The following is a 16,472-nucleotide window of genomic DNA, read 5'->3' on the forward strand; positions in this document are numbered from 1 at the left end:
GCACTACACGACGGCCGTCGGCGCAGAACCGGCCTACAGGGAGATGCGAACCCGGGACGGGCAGGCTCTTGGAGTCTTCGAGTGGCCAGACGGGAGCCCCGCCTCGGCGTCCACTTTTACGAGCTATTTGTTGGGGTGAAGCAGGGTGACGAGGCGGTCCTGGAAGGCTTCGCAGACATGGCCCTCAGCGTCTTCGAGAGCGGCACAGTGCCCAGACACGGGGTCTTCGTTGCCGGTGACTGGAAGGCCATCAAGGGCCGGGTGTTCACCGGCTGGGTGCTTACCGAACGTCTTGATGACCTGATCCCTCAACTGGACCTGCCCGACGGCCGCCACGTCATCTTCCTGGACGCGCTTCCCGTCTTCTGGGAGGAAGCCGGGTTCAGACACGGCAACCGCGCCGACGAGCTATTCGACATCTGGGAGGCTGAAGAAGTGAAGTCCTGGGACCTGGACCGGGGACTGCCGATGGGGATCAAGCCACGAACAAAGGGGTTATCTGCCTGGCTGGGACGCTCGCTGGGGAAATTTAGGAGCGGGTGAACGAAGAGCCTGCGGCCTTCGATGCAGCAGCCCTAGGAACGCACCCTCGGCGGCCATTCTCCCCAGAACAACGTGAACGTGGTTCGCGGACCTCGTGACTATACGAGCTGACCTCAAGTCAGCGCGCAGGGTTACGGCGACGGATCACTAGAGGATGACCCTTGATGGAATCTTTGGGGCCAGAATCTAGGATCTGGAGCATGACGAACACGGGGGACATAAGGCGCCAGTTTGAGCCGAACGATAGTTTGTATCGGGAAATTAAGGACGACGTCGAAAAGCTTGAGCGCCAACTATTGTTCGTGCTGAAGCTTTGGAGTGACAGGGATGAGAACTACGAACGGATTGCAGGTGCCGTCCGCGTCGGGGCGGGGAAAGTCCGATCTAAAGCTCAGGACATTAAGGATTCTCGAGCCCGGCAGGACTTGCTGCGGAAAATCGAAGGCGTTATCTCGGATATTTCGCACGTCAATCGATACCCGCCGTATGTCCCGGGGTCCGGAGGACAGCGTCCAGCACCTCCCCGAGGCCGAATCAGCTCGATAAAACCCGGTGGGCTGCCCGGGTTTGGGAGGCGGCGATAGTCCAGGCGCAGGCTGCCGCACCCCGACCCGTGGAATCGCCAGATTTTCTCAGAAACCCTCAAAGCCGTGCCGCCAGTCAGACGCTGACGTCGCTTGACATGGGGTGTCCAAAAGCTCTTCGAGGCGATCATAGACCTTGTAACCCGACCCCAGATCCTTCCGCACCCGTCGCTGTACGCCTACTGCGGAGTCGTTGCGGCTGTGGCCGTGCTGTTTCCCTCGGATCTCACCAAATGCCTTCAAGTTGTGGTTGTCCATCTTCTGGGCGAGGATTTCGTCGCCAAACTTCTGCACTGTCGGGCCTTACGTTTAACCTGCTCGAATGGTGAAGTTTGACCCTGTGGGTTTCGCGGCGATGATGGACCGGATAGCCGGGGAGGATGAAGCGGAGGCCGCGGAGGCCCGGTACGTCGACCTGGAGCCCGATTACGAGTACATGACGGCGACGGCGCGTTGCTGCTGCCCGTGCCACTGATATGGAGGCGCCATAGCCGGCGGGCAAGATCTGGAGCAGATGGCAGCGGAGGTAGCAGGCATACGCGAAGAGATCAGGCAGCTTCGGGAGGCGCTTACCGCCTCGCCGGCGGAGCCCTTCCTAACCACCCGAGAGGTAGCGAAGATGTTCCGGATCTCCTACGAAACTGTCCGGCGCCGCGTGGCGATTGGAAAATGGCCCGCGATGATTATCGGCAGGCAAGCGCGGTTCGGGCCCGAAGAGATCACTGCAATCCGACAGAGCCTGATACAGCGGACCTCGGAGCCTCCGACGGGCAGGTGGGAACGCCGGCAACGGAACAAGAAGGTCCGGGCGCTCTTTCCAGGAGGGCAGGGATCACGCCGTGTTCACTCGCAAAAGTATGCAGTCGTGGCAAGGGCGACGGCGGCGCCAGCTAATACCGAATCAGTTAGTTGTCGAGCTCTAGTGCCCAGTCGCGTTCATCAGCTTCTTCTAGAAGTGCACTTTGTCCGGCAGTGGTAAGGATGGCGGAGAAGACCATCTCCCCAGGCTCCACGTCGAGCTCGGCTACCCCATCCGGCTCGGGGAGCCAGTCTTCTTTGGCAACATCGGCAAACGAAGACATGAGGATGGCGTAAGTCTTGGCATCCGCGAGGCCATGAGCACCTATGGCAATGTACACGATGTTGCTTTCCATCATGCGGACTCGCACCCAGATCAGCGCATCCCCGATAGGGAAGCAAAACGCCCTGCTCAAACTAAGAGATAGCCAGGCACATTTTCGGACCATTTCCTGCATGATCGACTTAGCTGCCCAAGCCTGCTCTGCATACCAGCGCTTCCAGTCCAAGTCCTTCGGCAGGAAACCACTTGTATCCGCCGGCAGCGACGCGTAGAAATCCTTTGAGGGGGTGTCAGCCTGGCGTTTTCCTGCCAATCCAAGCCACAGGGATTCGTCTGTGCACACGTGTGACCACTCCGCTGGCGTTTCAATGGCCGTGACGCCGCCCCGGAACTCGCCTGTTTTCACTTTGACCCAGCGTCGATCGTGAAGGGAAAGGATTGGCTCAGCGTCATGTGAGTCCATGAGGTCAGGTATCTTCTGGGCCTTCGCTACGAGGGGGTGGTCCGCGGCGTCCAGCGGGACGTCAATTGAAGGCCTTTTAAGGCCCAAAACCTCCAAGCATCCGAATGTAGGGCGTACGAATCGTTGCTCAGAGGTCATGGGTACTATCTCTCGCTATTTTTCAGGGACGCCGCCGAGCTCATCGAGCTCTTCGCGGGAAAGTCCGGTCATCATTGACACTTCGGATGCGTTTGATCCATCGAGTTGGTTCATTGCGTCCTTGATGGCTGAAGCAAGCTCTGATCGATGGCTCTCGATGTATTCGCGCATAGCTTCATCAACTACGGCCTTCTTCGTTTTACCGAAGAAGTGTGCTGCATGTGAGATCAGGCGGTCGGTCTGCTGGTCAACCTTGATTGGTGTGGCGGTGGTAGTCATATTCGTTTATTCACCCACGGTCTTTTCTATTTTGCGTTGTGTGCGTATTCGCGGTGATGACTCAATAATGGTCCAAGTACCCGAGTACCGCAAGCTGAGGTTTACCAAGGTTACCCTTCGATGCCTTCTAAAGCTTCGCGGGGCCCTGTGCTCACCGAGTGAGCACACACGACATGACACCGGCGGGCACAGCAGGGGTTGTGAGTGTTCCTGACTCTTGAAACCCGGGCCAAAGGAGACATGCAGGCACAAGCGGTCCCAGCTGATCACATAGGTGAAATCACTGTAAATCAGCTGCCTTTGGCGGCCGGGCTAAATGCCCCAACCGCTGTGGGCTAATCACGATGCCCGGGAGGGACGGCACGATTGCTTTCCCTCCCGGGGAAGTACAAGGAGTGCAGGCACTATCCGCCTGGATGGTTTAGGACAGGTCTGGTGCCAGGTTTGCCAGTCCTTCGCCGAAGTCAGGGATCAATTTGGGCCTGACGATGTAGGAGCGGCGAGTAACTTCGGGTGAGGAATGGCCGAGCTGGATTGAAGCGGACTGGTCGTTGAACCATGCGGCCAGCTGGCTGGCCACCGTTCTACGGAAGGTGTGCGGCGTGACTGCCTCTGTGATTCCAGCCGCTTCAAGCGCCCGGGCAAAGTCTTTCCGGAAGTTAGACGGGCGCCAGAAGGTCCCGTTTCGTGTTCCAAACACTGCTCCTGTCCGTGTCGCTTCAGCATTGGCAGAGCGACGAAGGAGCATGCCGGATGCCCATGGCACCGTTATTGGGTAGATTCGCTCGCTGTCCTCCGACTTCGGGAAATCTTGGCGGTAAAAGTACCGCCCTTCCACGAGCGTGCCACTGACCGTGACTGTGGGTGGTGTAGAAGAAAGGTCAACGTCCTCCCATCGGATGGCAAGGACTTCTCCTACACGCATGCCCGTTGCCGCAATCAGGACCACCACGTCCGCCAGGCGGCTCGTGGGCTTTGGCCCGCCAACTCCTGGTTCAACCTGGCGCTCCGTCACCGCCGCGTGCACTCTCCGTACCGTGGTCGGCGTCATGATCTTTGGTTTTTCCCTCTTCCTTGGGATTTTGGAGATACTCCGCACAGGATTGTCCGTGCGGTAACCCTGCTGGACAGCGTGGTCCAGTAGCTGTTGCAACACCTGCTTCGTGAGGGCCGCCGTCCTAAATCCTGTCCCGGCTTCAATGTCGTATAAGGCGTGAATGGCGCGCTGGCACTGCGGTGTCGTGAGTGTCTCCACTGGAATGTCTCCAAGAACCGGAATCACGTGTGTGGTCAGCTTCTGCTCATACTGGAGCCAGGACTGCATGCGCAGCCCGGCAGTGGGTGTACTTCCGGACTGCGTCTGTGGATCTATCACGACGGAAGCTGGCCGGATAACATCGAGCCATTCTGCGGCCAACCGGGCCACCGTAAGAAGGCTTGTGCGGCTCGCGGCGCCCCAGTCGTTCTCGGCCTCTCTGATTGCTGCACGGACCGCCTGCTCCGCGGCGCCTTTAGTCCTTCCTTGGCGCTTGATCATGACAGATTCGCCGGCGCCGTCGCGGTATCGCGTTCGGGCCACCCAGCGCCCCGTCGTCTCATCCTTTTTGGTGTTGAAACTACCCGGCTGCCAAGGCAGCATCTTGGCCCGTGCCATCAGGCCGCCCTGCCGTTCTGGGACAGCATCCAGGAATCAAGATCTTCACGGCGGTAAAACGTACGCCCGCCCCCGAGGCGCGTAAACGAAGGCCCCACATCCATGGAGGCCCAGTTCGCCAAGGTTGCTGGCGAGAGACGGAGGAAGGCAGCTGCTTCCTTGCGGGTCAGCCATGTAGCTGCCACAAGCGGTTCGACTGAGTCAGTGGTCATGCAGGCTTCTATGCACGAGTGGCCGCCACGGGTGCCCTGCGTCGCATGAGAAGGTTCAGGGCACACTTTGGGGCACGTTTTGAACGGTAACGACCGGTGACGTGCGGGAACCTTCCAGGCCGCAAAAGTCCTAAGAATCCGGGGATTTATGGGTGCACGGGAACTGCCGGGACCTCCAGTGAACCAATGAACTGGAGAGAAAAGGTCAACAAGTGGATTCTTGGAGCAGACGAGCCATTTCAGACTCTACGAAACCGTCGGCTATGAGAAAGCTCAAACAGTCGGTGGACCACAGCTCTGGCAACTTTGTTCTTTCACTCAATTGCATCCCTTCAGCGTCCTCGCAATCGCGTCGCGCTCGGTTCGGGTGACTTAAAGACTGTATTTGGCCTTAACAGCAGTTTGGCGGGCGACGTATTCGCATCGGAAAGCTTTGTTCGGCGGAAGCCACGTGGCCGCGTCTTTATCGTCTTTGGCACCGTTTGTCGGGCCGTCGGCAGCCATGAGATTCAGCGGGTCGTTCGCAAGTTCCTTGCGCTGGTCGGCGTTGAGCTGCTGTGCGCCCTTCTGCCAGGCGTCGCTAAGGGCGACGATGTGGTCGATCTGGACGTCCGAGCTCGTGTCCTGGCCTCGCGTGAAGGTAATCGTGGCGCCGGTGTACCTATCGGCCAGGGTTCCTGTCATGACCACACAGTTGTTGGTGCCTTGCTTGAACGTTTCGCTCGTCAAGTCTCGGGCGAGGATGTCATTACGGGTGTCGCAGCCGTTGCGGTCAATATCAGCCCAGGCAGGTCCAAACTCATCGCGGGTGTACCCAGTCATTGGGGCCCGCCCCTTCGCCGGAATGCTCTCCAATTGCATTAGGGCGTTGGCGACGTCAACGGCAGCGGCTGGCGCATCGGCGGCGACGTCTGGAGTAGCGTCTGTGATTTCGAAAGCGTTGGTTGCGGCGGCACAACCTACTAGTGATCCAGCCACCATCATCGCGGTGACAGCGGTCAGGACTTTGGCGGGAAAACGGGTAGTCTTCATGGTCCTTCTGGTTAGGTGGCGTCGTTGCACGCTAGCTTCGACCACCAGCTGCCGCAGGCAACCAAGTCCGTGGTGCCTGCCACACGGCCCATAGAACTCTTTCGGAAGTCGGATTCGGGTGCCACTGGTTGCCTCAACTTTTCAAACCATGGCCCTTACGGAAGCGCCACGCTTACTCAATGCGCCGCAGTCAGTCTGACTTTGGACCGAGTTCCGATGAGCCTTTCCTTCGTTACTGGACCACGGCCGGAGAGGGAGGAACCAGTGCTGCCGGGGAGGATCTCACTCAACTTGGCGATTTCCAGGATGTGTTCGGATGTGAAAATGATCTTTCCCTTTCCCCAGCATGCATGGGGGAAGCGTCCACTTGTGGCGCCGTCACGGAGCCATGACTCTGTGCAGCGCATCAGCGCGGCGGCTTCGGCGGGTTCAAAGAATTCGATCTCCACTGGATCTCCAAAAGGAAGGCGCTACTTTCCACTTTCATGGGCGTATGGAACCTGACCGACATGACCGACGCTGCGCGTCAGTCAAGCCAACCCGGGAACACTTCCGCCATGCTGAGTAGCATGACCGTCACCGCAGGAAAGCCGTTACCGACCGCTCAGTCGCGTCAGCACCAGCCTGAAGCGCCTCCGGCATCAAGTGCCCGTACACCTGCTCTGTGGTCCGTGTAGAGGCGTGCCCGAGCCGGCGCGAAATGGTGAACAGGGGCACTCCGTCTTGGATCAGCCAGGACGCGTGGGTGTGGCGGAGGTCGTGGATGCGGGGGTTCTTGGTCAGGCCAATTGCCTGGGCGGCGCGAACAGCAGGTACCCAGTAGTGGTGCCAGTAGAGCTTGTGGATGATGCGCTCGCCTTTCGGCGTCGTGAACACAAGTTCCTTACCGGGCCTGCTCGCCACCAACGGGATCAGCAATTCCACAAGCGCAGGGTTCAATCCTATGGTTCGCTTGCCGGCGCCTGTCTTCGTCGCGCCGATATAGAACTGGTTCTGCCCGTCCCGCTTCCAGGCCTTGTTGATTCGGGCAGTTGGCGGCTTGGAGAGCAGGTCAACGTCCGCCACAGTCAGCGCGGTGGCCTCTCCGAACCGGGTGCCCGTCATGACCAAGAAGTTGGTGAAGGCCTTGTACCGCTCTCCCATCCCCTCCATGATGAGACTGAACTCGGTATGGGTCAGGAACATGGCCTCATCCTCGGCCTTTTCAATACCTGGAAGCTGCACGCCACGGCACGGGTTCCGCGAAATATAGCCAAGCATCTCAGCGGTGTTCATAGCGGCCGAAATCAAGCCGTGGACGTTGTGGATGGTCTTCGGCGCCTTGCCCCTGGCCATCATCGACTTCACCCAGTGCGCAACCAGCCGATAGTCCAGCTTGTCCACCGGCACATGGCCAATGACGTTCCGGATGTGCAGGTCCAACATGGTTTGGTAAGTCTTTGTGGTTCCGCTGGATGGACGGATCAGCAGGTCGATGTGTTCCTGGATAACTTCAGCAACAGTCGGTGTGCGCTTCTCGTTGGAGAGGATGGCATGCTGCGCAATCTCAAAGGACTGGCCATTGGCGTCCAGCAGCCGTTTCAGCGTCTCAGCCTCGATAAGGGTGCCAACGGTGAGGCCTTGTGAAGCGCGGGTCTTTGGATCCCGCCAGCGCACCATGTAGGACTTGGAACCGTCCTTTTTGGTGCGAGTAGCGATGCTTGCCATACGAAAGACGGTACGCTCGTGTACACACTTTTGGTGGTTTTGTACACACCTGACCGCCCAACAGGCCTCTGACCTGCGGAAACACTGTGCCCGAGGTGGGACTCGAACCCACACACCTTTCGATACCGCATTTTGAGTGCGGCGCGTCTGCCAATTCCGCCACTCGGGCGCGGAATACATGGAGCCAAAGAGTACGCCCACAGCTGACTGTGAGCAACGCGATTGCTTCACGTACGCGGAATTACTCTACATGCAGATAGGCTGAATTCCAGAATCGCGCCGCCGACGCCGCAACCGACCCATGCAGATCAAGTACAGGACCGGGGGCACCTAAGATAGTGATGTCCCCGCCGTACCTTTCCAAGGAGATCCCGTGACTGAACAGACGGAGTCAAAACCCACGTCCCAGCCGGCGCGCCGCGTCATTGTGGCCGAGGATGAAACCCTCATCCGCCTCGACATCATCGAGATCCTGCGCGGCGAAGGCTATGACGTTGTGGGCGAGGCGGACAACGGCGAAAAGGCCGTCCAGCTCGCCGAGGAACTGAAGCCAGACCTGGTCCTCATGGACGTCAAGATGCCCGTTATGGACGGCATCTCCGCAGCCGAGAAGATCGTCAAGGCCCGCATCGCCCCCGTGGTGCTGCTGACCGCCTTCAGCCAAAAGGAACTCGTGGAGCGCGCCCGCGACGCCGGCGCCATGGCCTACGTGGTCAAGCCCTTCACTCCCGCCGACCTCATCCCCGCGCTCGAGATCGCCCTCTCCCGCCACGAGGAGATCAAAGCCCTCGAAAGCGAGGTCTCCGACCTCCAGGAACAGTTCGCCACCCGCAAGCTCGTGGAGCGCGCCAAAAGCCTCCTGACCACCAAGATGGGCCTCACGGAGCCGGAAGCCTTCCGCTGGATCCAGAAGACCTCAATGGACCGCCGCCTCAGCATGCGCGAAGTGGCCGAGACCATCATCAATCAGGTGAACTAACCGTCGTTCCAAACAAAAAGGACCCCCGCCAACCGGCAGGGGTCCTTTTCGTTTCAGAAAGGCTAGGCCTTCTTCTTCTTTTCCGGCCAGGGGCCGAGCTTTTCCTTGTTGCTGGTGACTTCTCCCGCGCGGGTGGAGTCGGCGAGGTCGCCCACCTTGTGCACCTTCAGCGAGTTCGTGGAACCGGCCTTTCCGGGAGGGGAACCGGCGGCGATGACCACCAGGTCACCGTCCTGCACGAGGTCCATCTCCATCAGGCTGCGGTCAACCTGTGCCGTCATGGCATCGGTGTGGTCCACCATCTGGACCAGCACCGGCTGGATGCCCCAAGTGAGGGCCAGCTGGTTCCAGACCTGCTCCACCGGGGTGAAGGCGAAGACCGGCTTGATGGGACGCAGGCGCGAGAGGCGGCGTGCGGAGTCGCCGGACTGGGTGAAAGCACAGATGTACTTGGCGTCCAGCTGGTCGGCGATTTCGACGGCGGCACGGGTGATGGCGCCGCCACGGGTCTTGGGCTTGGTCCCCAGCGGAGGGACGCGCTCCAGGCCGTGGACCTCGGTGGACTCGATGATCCGGGCCATGACCTTGACGGTTTCGATCGGGTACTTGCCCACGCTGGTCTCGCCGGAGAGCATGACCGCGTCCGCACCGTCGAGCACGGCGTTGGCGCAGTCGGAAGCTTCTGCACGGGTGGGGCGCGGGTTGTCGATCATGGATTCCAGGACCTGGGTTGCCACGATGACCGGCTTGGCCCAGCGGCGGGCCAGCTCGATGGCGCGCTTCTGCACGATCGGCACTTCCTCCAGCGGAAGCTCCACGCCGAGGTCGCCACGGGCTACCATGATCGCGTCGAACGCGTCAATGATCTCGTGGAGCTGGTCCACGGCCTGCGGCTTTTCGATCTTCGCGATGACCGGCACGCGGCGGCCTTCTTCGTCCATGATTTCGTGCACACGCTTGATGTCCGTGGCGTCACGCACGAAGGACAGGGCAACCAGGTCAACACCGCGGCGGATGGCCCACCGCAGGTCGTCCTCGTCCTTTTCGCTCAGCGCGGGGACGTTGACGGCAACGCCGGGCAGGTTGATGCCCTTGTTGTTGGACACCATGCCGCCCACGGTTACAGTAGCCACAACCTTGACGTCGTCCACCTCGATGGCACGCAGGGCCACCTTGCCGTCGTCGATCAGCAGGGCATCGCCCACGTTGACGTCTTCGGTGAGGCTCTTCAGGGTGGTGGAGCAGATGTCCTTGGTGCCGGGTACGTCTTCGGTGGTGATGGTGAAGGTGTCACCTTCGGCAAGGGCGTGGGGACCGTCGACAAAACGGCCCAGGCGGATCTTCGGACCCTGCAGGTCGGCCATGATCGCCACGGGCTTGCCGAGGTCGGACGCTGCCTTGCGGACGTTGTCATAGGTGTTGTCATGCACGGAGTAATCGCCGTGGCTCATGTTCATCCGGGCGACGTCAACGCCGGCTTCGAGCACCGCGAGGGTGTTCTCATAGCTGGCAATTGCCGGGCCGAAAGTAGCCACAATTTTTGCGCGTCTCATATACCTACCCTATTGGTCTCTTGCATTGGTTAAGTTGTCGCGGGGGTGAACTTAAGCCCCCGGTGCTGCATTAGAGGACGGCGATGGCGCGGTCCGTCGGCGCGACGGGAGCCGGCAGGATGGTGCTTCCCATCAGGTACTTGTCCACGGCTGCGGCGGCGGCGCGTCCTTCGGCGATGGCCCACACGATGAGGGACTGGCCGCGGCCGGCGTCGCCCGCCACGAAGACACCTTCGGTGTTGGTCATGTAGTAGCCGTCGCGGGACACGTTGCCGCGGCCATCGAATTCGGCGTGCACCTGTTCGGTGATGCCCGCCGGCTCGGCGCCGGTGAAGCCCAGGGACAGGAACACCAGGTCCGCGGGGATGATTCGCTCGGTGCCGGCCTTGGGCAGGCGCTTGCCGTCAACGAACTCGGTCTCGGCCACCTTGACGCCGGTCAGCTTGCCGTTCTCGCCAACGAATTCCACGGTGGAGGCGAGGTAGGTCCGCTCGCCGCCTTCCTCGTGGGCGCTGGCGACCTCGAAGAGGGTGGGGAACGTCGGCCAGGGCTGGTGGCTGGCGCGCTCGGCCGGCGGCTGCTTGCCGATGGCCAGGGTGGTCACGGATGCAGCGCCGTGCCGGTGCGCGGTGCCGAGGCAGTCCGCGCCGGTGTCGCCGCCGCCGAGGATGACCACGTGCTTGCCCTGCGCATTGATCTGGTTCTCAACTGTCTCGCCCGCCACCACGCGGTTCGCCGGCACCAGGTAGTCCATGGCGAAGTGGATGCCGTCCAGGTCCCGGCCCGGAATGGGCAGGTCGCGCGGGACGGTGGCACCGGTGCAGACCACGACGGCGTCGTAGCGGCGGCGCAGCTGCTCCCACGTCACGTCGGTGCCGACGGCGACGCCGGTCCGGAAGCGGGTGCCTTCCGCCTTCATCTGCTCGACGCGGCGGTCCACCTGCTCCTTTTCCATCTTGAAGTCGGGGATGCCGTAGCGCAGCAGGCCGCCGATCTTGTCGTCGCGCTCGTACACGGCAACGGTGTGGCCCACGCGGGTCAGCTGCTGTGCGACGGCGAGGCCGGCAGGACCGGAGCCAACGACGGCGACGGTCTTGCCGGTGAGGCGCGCCGGGGGCAGCGGGTGGACCCAGTTGTTGTCCCAGGCCTCATCAATGATGGAAACTTCCACCTGCTTGATGGTGACGGCAGGCTGGTTGATCCCCAGGACGCAGGATGCCTCGCAGGGCGCGGGGCACAGGCGGCCGGTGAACTCGGGAAAGTTGTTCGTGGCGTGCAGGCGCTCGATCGCTTCCTCGCCCTTGTCCCGCCACATCAGGTCATTCCACTCGGGAATGAGGTTGCCCAGCGGGCAGCCCTGGTGGCAGAACGGCACGCCGCAGTCCATGCAGCGGCCGGCCTGGGCCTTCAGGGTGCCTTTTTCCTGAGCTTCGTACACTTCCTTCCAGTCCATAATGCGGACGGGAACGGGACGCCGTGGCTGGGTTTCCCGCTGGCGTACTTTCAAAAATCCGCGTGGATCAGCCACCGGTTACCTCCAGGATTCGAGACCACACTTCTTCGCCGTCGGGGTCAAGGCCCTCTTCGATGGCGTCGAGGCGGGTTTGCAGCACGGCCGCGTAGTCGCGCGGCAGCACCTTGGTAATGCGGGCTGCGGTGTCGTCGAAGTTCTCGAGGAGACGCGCAGCCAGCTGGGAGTCAGTTTCTTCCGTGTGCTTGACCAGCAGGCCGTGCACGATGTCGCGGTCCTCGGCGTCCAGCTCGCGGAGCTGGAGTTCGCCGGACTGCAGGGCATCCTTGTTGACCTTGGCAGTATCCAGGTCCAGGACGTAGGCGGTACCGCCGGACATGCCGGCGCCGAAGTTGCGGCCGGTGCGTCCGATGATCAGCGTCTGGCCGCCGGTCATGTACTCGCAGCCGTGGTCGCCAATGCCTTCGACGACGGCCGTGGCACCGGAGTTGCGGACCAGGAAGCGTTCGCCCACCTGGCCGCGCAGGAATATTTCACCGCTCGTGGCGCCGTAGCCGATCACGTTGCCGGCAATGACGTTGGACTCCGCCTTGAAGACGTTGGTCCGGTCCGGGCGGACGATGATCCGGCCGCCGGACAGGCCCTTGCCCACGTAGTCGTTCGAGTCGCCGTACAGCCGCAGGGTGATGCCGGCGGGCAGGAACGCGCCCAGCGACTGGCCGGCGGTGCCGTTGAGGGTGACGTCGATGGTGTCCGTGGCCAGCACGTCGGTGCCGAACGTCTTGGTGACGACGTGCCCCAGCATGGTGCCCACGGAACGGTCCGTGTTGATGACGTCCACGGCGATCTTCACCGGGCTGCGGTCCGTCAGCGCTTCGGTGGCCATGGTGATCAGGCGCTGGTCGAAGTGCTTGTCCAGCTCATGGTTCTGGCCGGTCATGTTCCGCAGCGGCGCGTCGTCGTCGAACTCGAGCCCGTGCAGGATCGGGTCCAGGTCCAGGCCGTCGGCCTTCCAGTGGTCAACCGCCTCCCGGGTGTCCAAGACTTCGGCGTGGCCAATGGCCTCCTCCAGGCTGCGGAAGCCCAGTTCGGCCAGGATTTCGCGGACTTCCTCGGCAAGGAACTCGAAGAAGTTGACCACGAACTCGGGCTTGCCGGTGAAGCGGGCACGCAGTTCAGGGTTCTGCGTGGCGACGCCCACAGGGCAGGTGTCCAGGTGGCAGACGCGCATCATGATGCAGCCTTCCACCACCAGCGGAGCGGTGGCGAAGCCGAATTCCTCGCCGCCCAGCAGCGCAGCGATCACAACGTCGCGGCCGGTCTTGAGCTGGCCGTCTACCTGGACCACCACGCGGTCGCGCAGGCCGTTGAGCATCAGGGTCTGCTGGGTCTCGGCAAGGCCGAGCTCCCACGGGACACCGGCGTGCTTGAGCGAGTTCAGCGGCGAGGCGCCGGTTCCGCCGTCATGGCCGGAAACCAGTACGACGTCGGCCTTCGCCTTGGTCACGCCGGACGCCACGGTGCCGATCCCCACTTCGGACACCAGCTTCACGTGCACGCGGGCCGAGGGGTTGGCGCGCTTCGCATCGTAGATGAGCTGCGCGAGGTCCTCGATCGAGTAGATGTCGTGGTGCGGGGGCGGTGAAATGAGTCCGACGCCGGGGGTCGAGTGCCGCGTGCGGGCCACCCACGGGTAGACCTTCTGCGCCATCAGCTGGCCGCCTTCGCCGGGCTTTGCGCCCTGCGCCATCTTGATCTGGATGTCGTCTGCGTTGGTCAGGTAGAGGCTGGTCACGCCGAAACGTCCGGACGCGATCTGCTTGACCGCGGAACGGCGCTTCGGGTCCAGGAGCCGGTCCACGTCCTCGCCGCCTTCACCGGTGTTGGACTTGCCGCCCAGCTGGTTCATGGCGATGGCCAGCGTCTCGTGGGCCTCCTGTGAGATGGAGCCATAGCTCATGGCGCCGGTGGAGAACCGCTTGACGATGCTGGAGACGGGCTCCACTTCCTCGAGGGGAACAGCCGGGCGCTCATTCTTGAACTTGAGCAGGCCGCGCAGGGTCATCAGGTTGGTGGACTGGTCGTCCACGCCCTTGGTGTACGCCTTGAAGATGTCGTAGCGGCGCTCACGGGTTGCGTGCTGCAGCCGGAAGACAGTCTCCGGGTTGAACAGGTGCGGTTCGCCGTCGCGGCGCCACTGGTACTCGCCGCCGCCCAGCAGCGGGCGGTGGGGCTGCTCGATGCCGCCCTCGGGGTACGCCATCTGGTGGCGGGCCGAGACCTCGGCCGCAATAACGTCCAGGCCCACGCCGCCGAGCTGGGAGTGGGTTCCGGCGAAGAATTCGTCCACCAGTTCCTGGCCCAGGCCCAGGGCCTCGAACGTCTGGGCGCCGGTGTAGGAAGCGACCGTGGAGATGCCCATCTTGGACATGATTTTCAGGACGCCCTTGCCGAGGCCCTTAATGAGGTTGTAGACGCCGTCCTGCGGGGTGACGCCGGTGACGTCGCCGGCAGCGATCAGCTGCTCCACGGATTCCATGGCCAGGTACGGGTTGACGGCCGAGGCGCCGTAGCCGATGAGCACGGCCACGTGGTGCGTCTCGCGGACGTCGCCGGCCTCGACCACCAGGGCGGTCTTGGTGCGGTTGGCGCTGCGGAGCAGGTGGTGGTGCACGGCGGAAACCAGCAGCAGCGACGGGATGGGTGCCCACTGCGCGTTGGAGTCACGGTCAGAGAGCACGATGTACTGGACACCGCGGTTAATGGCTCCGGAAACCTGTTCGCAGATCTCGGTGAGCCGGGCGCGCAGGGCGTTCTCGCCGCCTTCGGGGCGGTACAGGCCGCGGACCTTCATGGCCACGCGGTTGCCGTCGGCGTCCTCGATGTTGGCGATCTTGGCGAGCTGGTCGTTGTTGATCACCGGGAAGGGCAGCTGGACCTGGGGCTGGCGGACCTGCTTGGTGTCCAGGAGGTTGCCGTTGGGGCCGATGGCGCACGTCAGCGACGTGACCAGCTCTTCGCGGATGGCATCCAGCGGCGGGTTGGTGACCTGCGCGAAGGACTGCACGAAGTAGTCGAACAGCAGGCGGGGGCGCTTGGACAGCACGGCCACCGGGGTATCGGATCCCATGGCGCCCAGCGGCTCGGCGCCGGTGCGGGCCATGGGGCCCAGCAGGATCTTCAGTTCCTCGGTGGTGTAGCCGAAGGTGCGCTGGCGGATGTTCACGGACGCAGCCGTGTGCACCACGTGCTCGCGCTCGGGAAGGTCGTTCAGGTCGATCAGGTTGTCCTTGACCCACTCCGCCCACGGGTTGGCGGCGGCAACCTCTGCCTTAACCTCTTCGTCGTCGATGATGCGGCCGGACTCGGTGTCCACCAGGAACATCTTGCCCGGGGACACCCGGCCCTTCTTGACCACCTTGGAGGGTTCGACGTCGATGACGCCCACCTCGGAGGCGAAGACGATCAGGCCGTCTTCGGTGATCCAGAAGCGGCCGGGGCGCAGGCCGTTGCGGTCCAGGGTTGCGCCCACCAGGTTGCCGTCGGTGAAGGAGACGGCGGCGGGGCCGTCCCAGGGTTCCATCAGCAGGGAGTGGTACTCGTAGAAGGCACGGCGGGCCGGATCCATGGTGGCGTGGTTTTCCCACGCCTCGGGGATCATCATCATGATCGAGTGCGTAATGGGCCGGCCGGACAGCCAGAGGAGTTCGGCTACCTCGTCGAAGGACGCGGAGTCGGACGCGCCGGGGGTGCAGATGGGGTACAGCTCTTCGGGCGAATCGCCCAGCAGCGGGTTGGCGAGCTGGGACTGCCGCGCCCGCATCCAGTTGCGGTTGCCCTTGACCGTGTTGATTTCGCCGTTGTGCGCGATGGTCCGGAACGGCTGCGCGAGCGGCCAGGACGGGAAGGTGTTGGTGGAGAACCGGGAGTGGACAATCGCCAGCTTGGTCTTGAACCGCTTGTCCGAGAGGTCCGGGTAGAACGGCTCCAGCTGGGCGGTGGTGAGCATGCCTTTGTACACGATGGTGCGCGAGGACAGCGACGGGAAGTACACGCCGAACTTGTTCTGGGCGCGCTTGCGGATACGCCAGGCGCGCGAGTCGAGTTCGTTGCGGTCCAGCTCCTCGCCCGTGGCGGACGCGAGGAAGGGCTGGGAGAAGTAGGGCATGCAGGCGCGGGCCATGGCGCCGACGAGGTCGGCGACGACGGGCACCTCGCGCCAGCCGAGGACCTTGAGTCCTTCATCGGCGGCGAGGCCCTCGATGCCTGCCTTCGCTGCGTCAGCTTCGCGCTGCTCGGCGGGCAGGAACGCGGTGCCGGCCACGTACTGGCCGGGCGCGGGCAGTTCGAACTCGGTGACGGCCCGGAAGAACTCGTCCGGGATCTGCATCAGGAGGCCTGCGCCGTCACCGGTGCCCTCGTCGGCGCCCACGGCTCCGCGGTGCTCGAGGTTGCGCAGGGCGGTGAGGGCGGCGTCGACGATGTCGTACCCGGGTTCGCCGCGGAGCGTTGCGATGATCGCAAGACCGCAGGCGTCCTTCTCCTGCTCGGGGTTGTAGAGCCCGGCGGCCTCCGGAAGGGCTGCGAAGCGCTTGAACGGCGACATGGCGGCCTCAGGCTGATCCGGTTCGGACCAGCTGGGAGTGTGAAGAGTTTGGGTCATGGGAGACGTCCTTCCTCCTGATCGTGCGTATGGAAGGGACACCATTGGCCCCACTCGTCGGGCACCGCTCACATGGGCACAACAAAGTGTTACTTACTGGAAATTGTAGGTCA

14 protein-coding genes and 1 tRNA gene are annotated in these 16,472 nt (G+C 62.7%); 4 read left to right on the plus strand and 11 right to left on the minus strand.

The window, feature by feature from the left end:
• The first annotated feature begins 81 nt into the window (after positions 1-81).
• The 3 genes from AC5RWA_RS15120 to AC5RWA_RS15130 all read left to right on the plus strand — a co-directional run bounded on the left by AC5RWA_RS15120 (position 82) and on the right by AC5RWA_RS15130 (position 2,106).
• Positions 82-543, plus strand: a complete 462-nt coding sequence (locus AC5RWA_RS15120; RefSeq protein WP_494058183.1) for a suppressor of fused domain protein — start codon at positions 82-84, stop codon at positions 541-543.
• A 906-nt stretch (positions 544-1,449) separates the two neighbouring features.
• A complete protein-coding gene (locus tag AC5RWA_RS15125; protein ID WP_494058184.1) occupies positions 1,450-1,602 on the plus strand; it encodes a hypothetical protein in 153 nt (50 codons plus the stop codon).
• Between the two features lie 39 nt (positions 1,603-1,641).
• A complete protein-coding gene (locus AC5RWA_RS15130) occupies positions 1,642-2,106 on the plus strand; it encodes a helix-turn-helix domain-containing protein (protein ID WP_494058185.1) in 465 nt (154 codons plus the stop codon).
• On the opposite strand, the gene AC5RWA_RS15135 is transcribed toward AC5RWA_RS15130, so the two are convergent.
• From AC5RWA_RS15135 to AC5RWA_RS15170, 8 genes are all read right to left on the minus strand, one after another.
• Entirely contained in the window at positions 2,033-2,671 is a 639-nt protein-coding gene (locus AC5RWA_RS15135; RefSeq protein WP_494058186.1) for a hypothetical protein, read from the minus strand. The genes AC5RWA_RS15130 and AC5RWA_RS15135 overlap by 74 nt on opposite strands.
• A 153-nt stretch (positions 2,672-2,824) precedes the next feature.
• Complete coding sequence (locus AC5RWA_RS15140; protein ID WP_494058187.1) at positions 2,825-3,088, minus strand: type II toxin-antitoxin system VapB family antitoxin; 264 nt, start codon at positions 3,086-3,088, stop codon at positions 2,825-2,827.
• 421 nt (positions 3,089-3,509) lie between these two features.
• Entirely contained in the window at positions 3,510-4,742 is a 1,233-nt protein-coding gene (locus tag AC5RWA_RS15145) for a tyrosine-type recombinase/integrase (RefSeq protein ID WP_494058188.1), read from the minus strand.
• Positions 4,742-4,954: a helix-turn-helix transcriptional regulator gene (locus tag AC5RWA_RS15150; RefSeq protein ID WP_494058189.1), complete on the minus strand. Its 213-nt coding sequence runs from the start codon at positions 4,952-4,954 to the stop codon at positions 4,742-4,744. The genes AC5RWA_RS15145 and AC5RWA_RS15150 overlap by 1 nt, the downstream gene beginning before the upstream one ends.
• Positions 4,955-5,326: 372 nt before the next feature.
• Positions 5,327-5,986, minus strand: a complete 660-nt coding sequence (locus tag AC5RWA_RS15155; protein WP_494058190.1) for an HNH endonuclease family protein — start codon at positions 5,984-5,986, stop codon at positions 5,327-5,329.
• Positions 5,987-6,162: 176 nt separating this feature from the next.
• Positions 6,163-6,435, minus strand: a complete 273-nt coding sequence (locus AC5RWA_RS15160; RefSeq protein ID WP_251423341.1) for a hypothetical protein — start codon at positions 6,433-6,435, stop codon at positions 6,163-6,165.
• 127 nt (positions 6,436-6,562) lie between these two features.
• Positions 6,563-7,693 carry a tyrosine-type recombinase/integrase gene (locus tag AC5RWA_RS15165; RefSeq protein ID WP_494058191.1) on the minus strand — a complete coding sequence of 377 codons (1,131 nt, stop codon included), beginning with the start codon at positions 7,691-7,693 and terminating at the stop codon, positions 6,563-6,565.
• A gap of 87 nt (positions 7,694-7,780) precedes the next feature.
• Positions 7,781-7,862: transfer RNA gene (locus AC5RWA_RS15170), tRNA-Leu, on the minus strand.
• Positions 7,863-8,066: 204 nt separating this feature from the next.
• Here AC5RWA_RS15170 and AC5RWA_RS15175 point away from each other — a divergent pair.
• Positions 8,067-8,672 carry an ANTAR domain-containing response regulator gene (locus AC5RWA_RS15175; RefSeq protein WP_009358190.1) on the plus strand — a complete coding sequence of 202 codons (606 nt, stop codon included), beginning with the start codon at positions 8,067-8,069 and terminating at the stop codon, positions 8,670-8,672.
• 62 nt (positions 8,673-8,734) lie between these two features.
• Here AC5RWA_RS15175 and pyk read toward each other — a convergent pair whose 3' ends face one another.
• From pyk to gltB, 3 genes are all read right to left on the minus strand, one after another.
• Positions 8,735-10,225 (minus strand): pyruvate kinase, encoded by a 1,491-nt coding sequence (gene pyk, locus AC5RWA_RS15180; RefSeq protein ID WP_115524577.1) that lies wholly within the window; start codon positions 10,223-10,225, stop codon positions 8,735-8,737.
• A gap of 70 nt (positions 10,226-10,295) precedes the next feature.
• Entirely contained in the window at positions 10,296-11,753 is a 1,458-nt protein-coding gene (locus tag AC5RWA_RS15185) for a glutamate synthase subunit beta (RefSeq protein ID WP_494058192.1), read from the minus strand.
• On the minus strand, positions 11,746-16,359 hold the full coding sequence (gene gltB, locus AC5RWA_RS15190) for a glutamate synthase large subunit (RefSeq protein ID WP_494058193.1): 4,614 nt from the start codon (positions 16,357-16,359) through the stop codon (positions 11,746-11,748). The genes AC5RWA_RS15185 and gltB overlap by 8 nt, the downstream gene beginning before the upstream one ends.
• Positions 16,360-16,472: the final 113 nt, after the last annotated feature.

It is taken from the genome of Arthrobacter sp. 210 2 (assembly GCF_059093025.1).

Bases quoted from the DNA above. Each gene is read 5' to 3' on its own strand.
- AC5RWA_RS15135 (WP_494058186.1), bottom strand. From the start codon at position 2,671: ATGGACTCACATGACGCTGAGCCAATCCTTTCCCTTCACGATCGACGC.
- AC5RWA_RS15130 (WP_494058185.1), top strand. From the start codon at position 1,642: ATGGCAGCGGAGGTAGCAGGCATACGCGAAGAGATCAGGCAGCTTCGG.
- AC5RWA_RS15150 (WP_494058189.1), bottom strand. From the start codon at position 4,954: ATGACCACTGACTCAGTCGAACCGCTTGTGGCAGCTACATGGCTGACC.
- AC5RWA_RS15125 (WP_494058184.1), top strand. From the start codon at position 1,450: ATGGTGAAGTTTGACCCTGTGGGTTTCGCGGCGATGATGGACCGGATA.
- AC5RWA_RS15165 (WP_494058191.1), bottom strand. From the start codon at position 7,693: ATGGCAAGCATCGCTACTCGCACCAAAAAGGACGGTTCCAAGTCCTAC.
- gltB (WP_494058193.1), bottom strand. From the start codon at position 16,359: ATGACCCAAACTCTTCACACTCCCAGCTGGTCCGAACCGGATCAGCCT.
- pyk (WP_115524577.1), bottom strand. From the start codon at position 10,225: ATGAGACGCGCAAAAATTGTGGCTACTTTCGGCCCGGCAATTGCCAGC.
- AC5RWA_RS15155 (WP_494058190.1), bottom strand. From the start codon at position 5,986: ATGAAGACTACCCGTTTTCCCGCCAAAGTCCTGACCGCTGTCACCGCG.
- AC5RWA_RS15145 (WP_494058188.1), bottom strand. From the start codon at position 4,742: ATGGCACGGGCCAAGATGCTGCCTTGGCAGCCGGGTAGTTTCAACACC.
- AC5RWA_RS15140 (WP_494058187.1), bottom strand. From the start codon at position 3,088: ATGACTACCACCGCCACACCAATCAAGGTTGACCAGCAGACCGACCGC.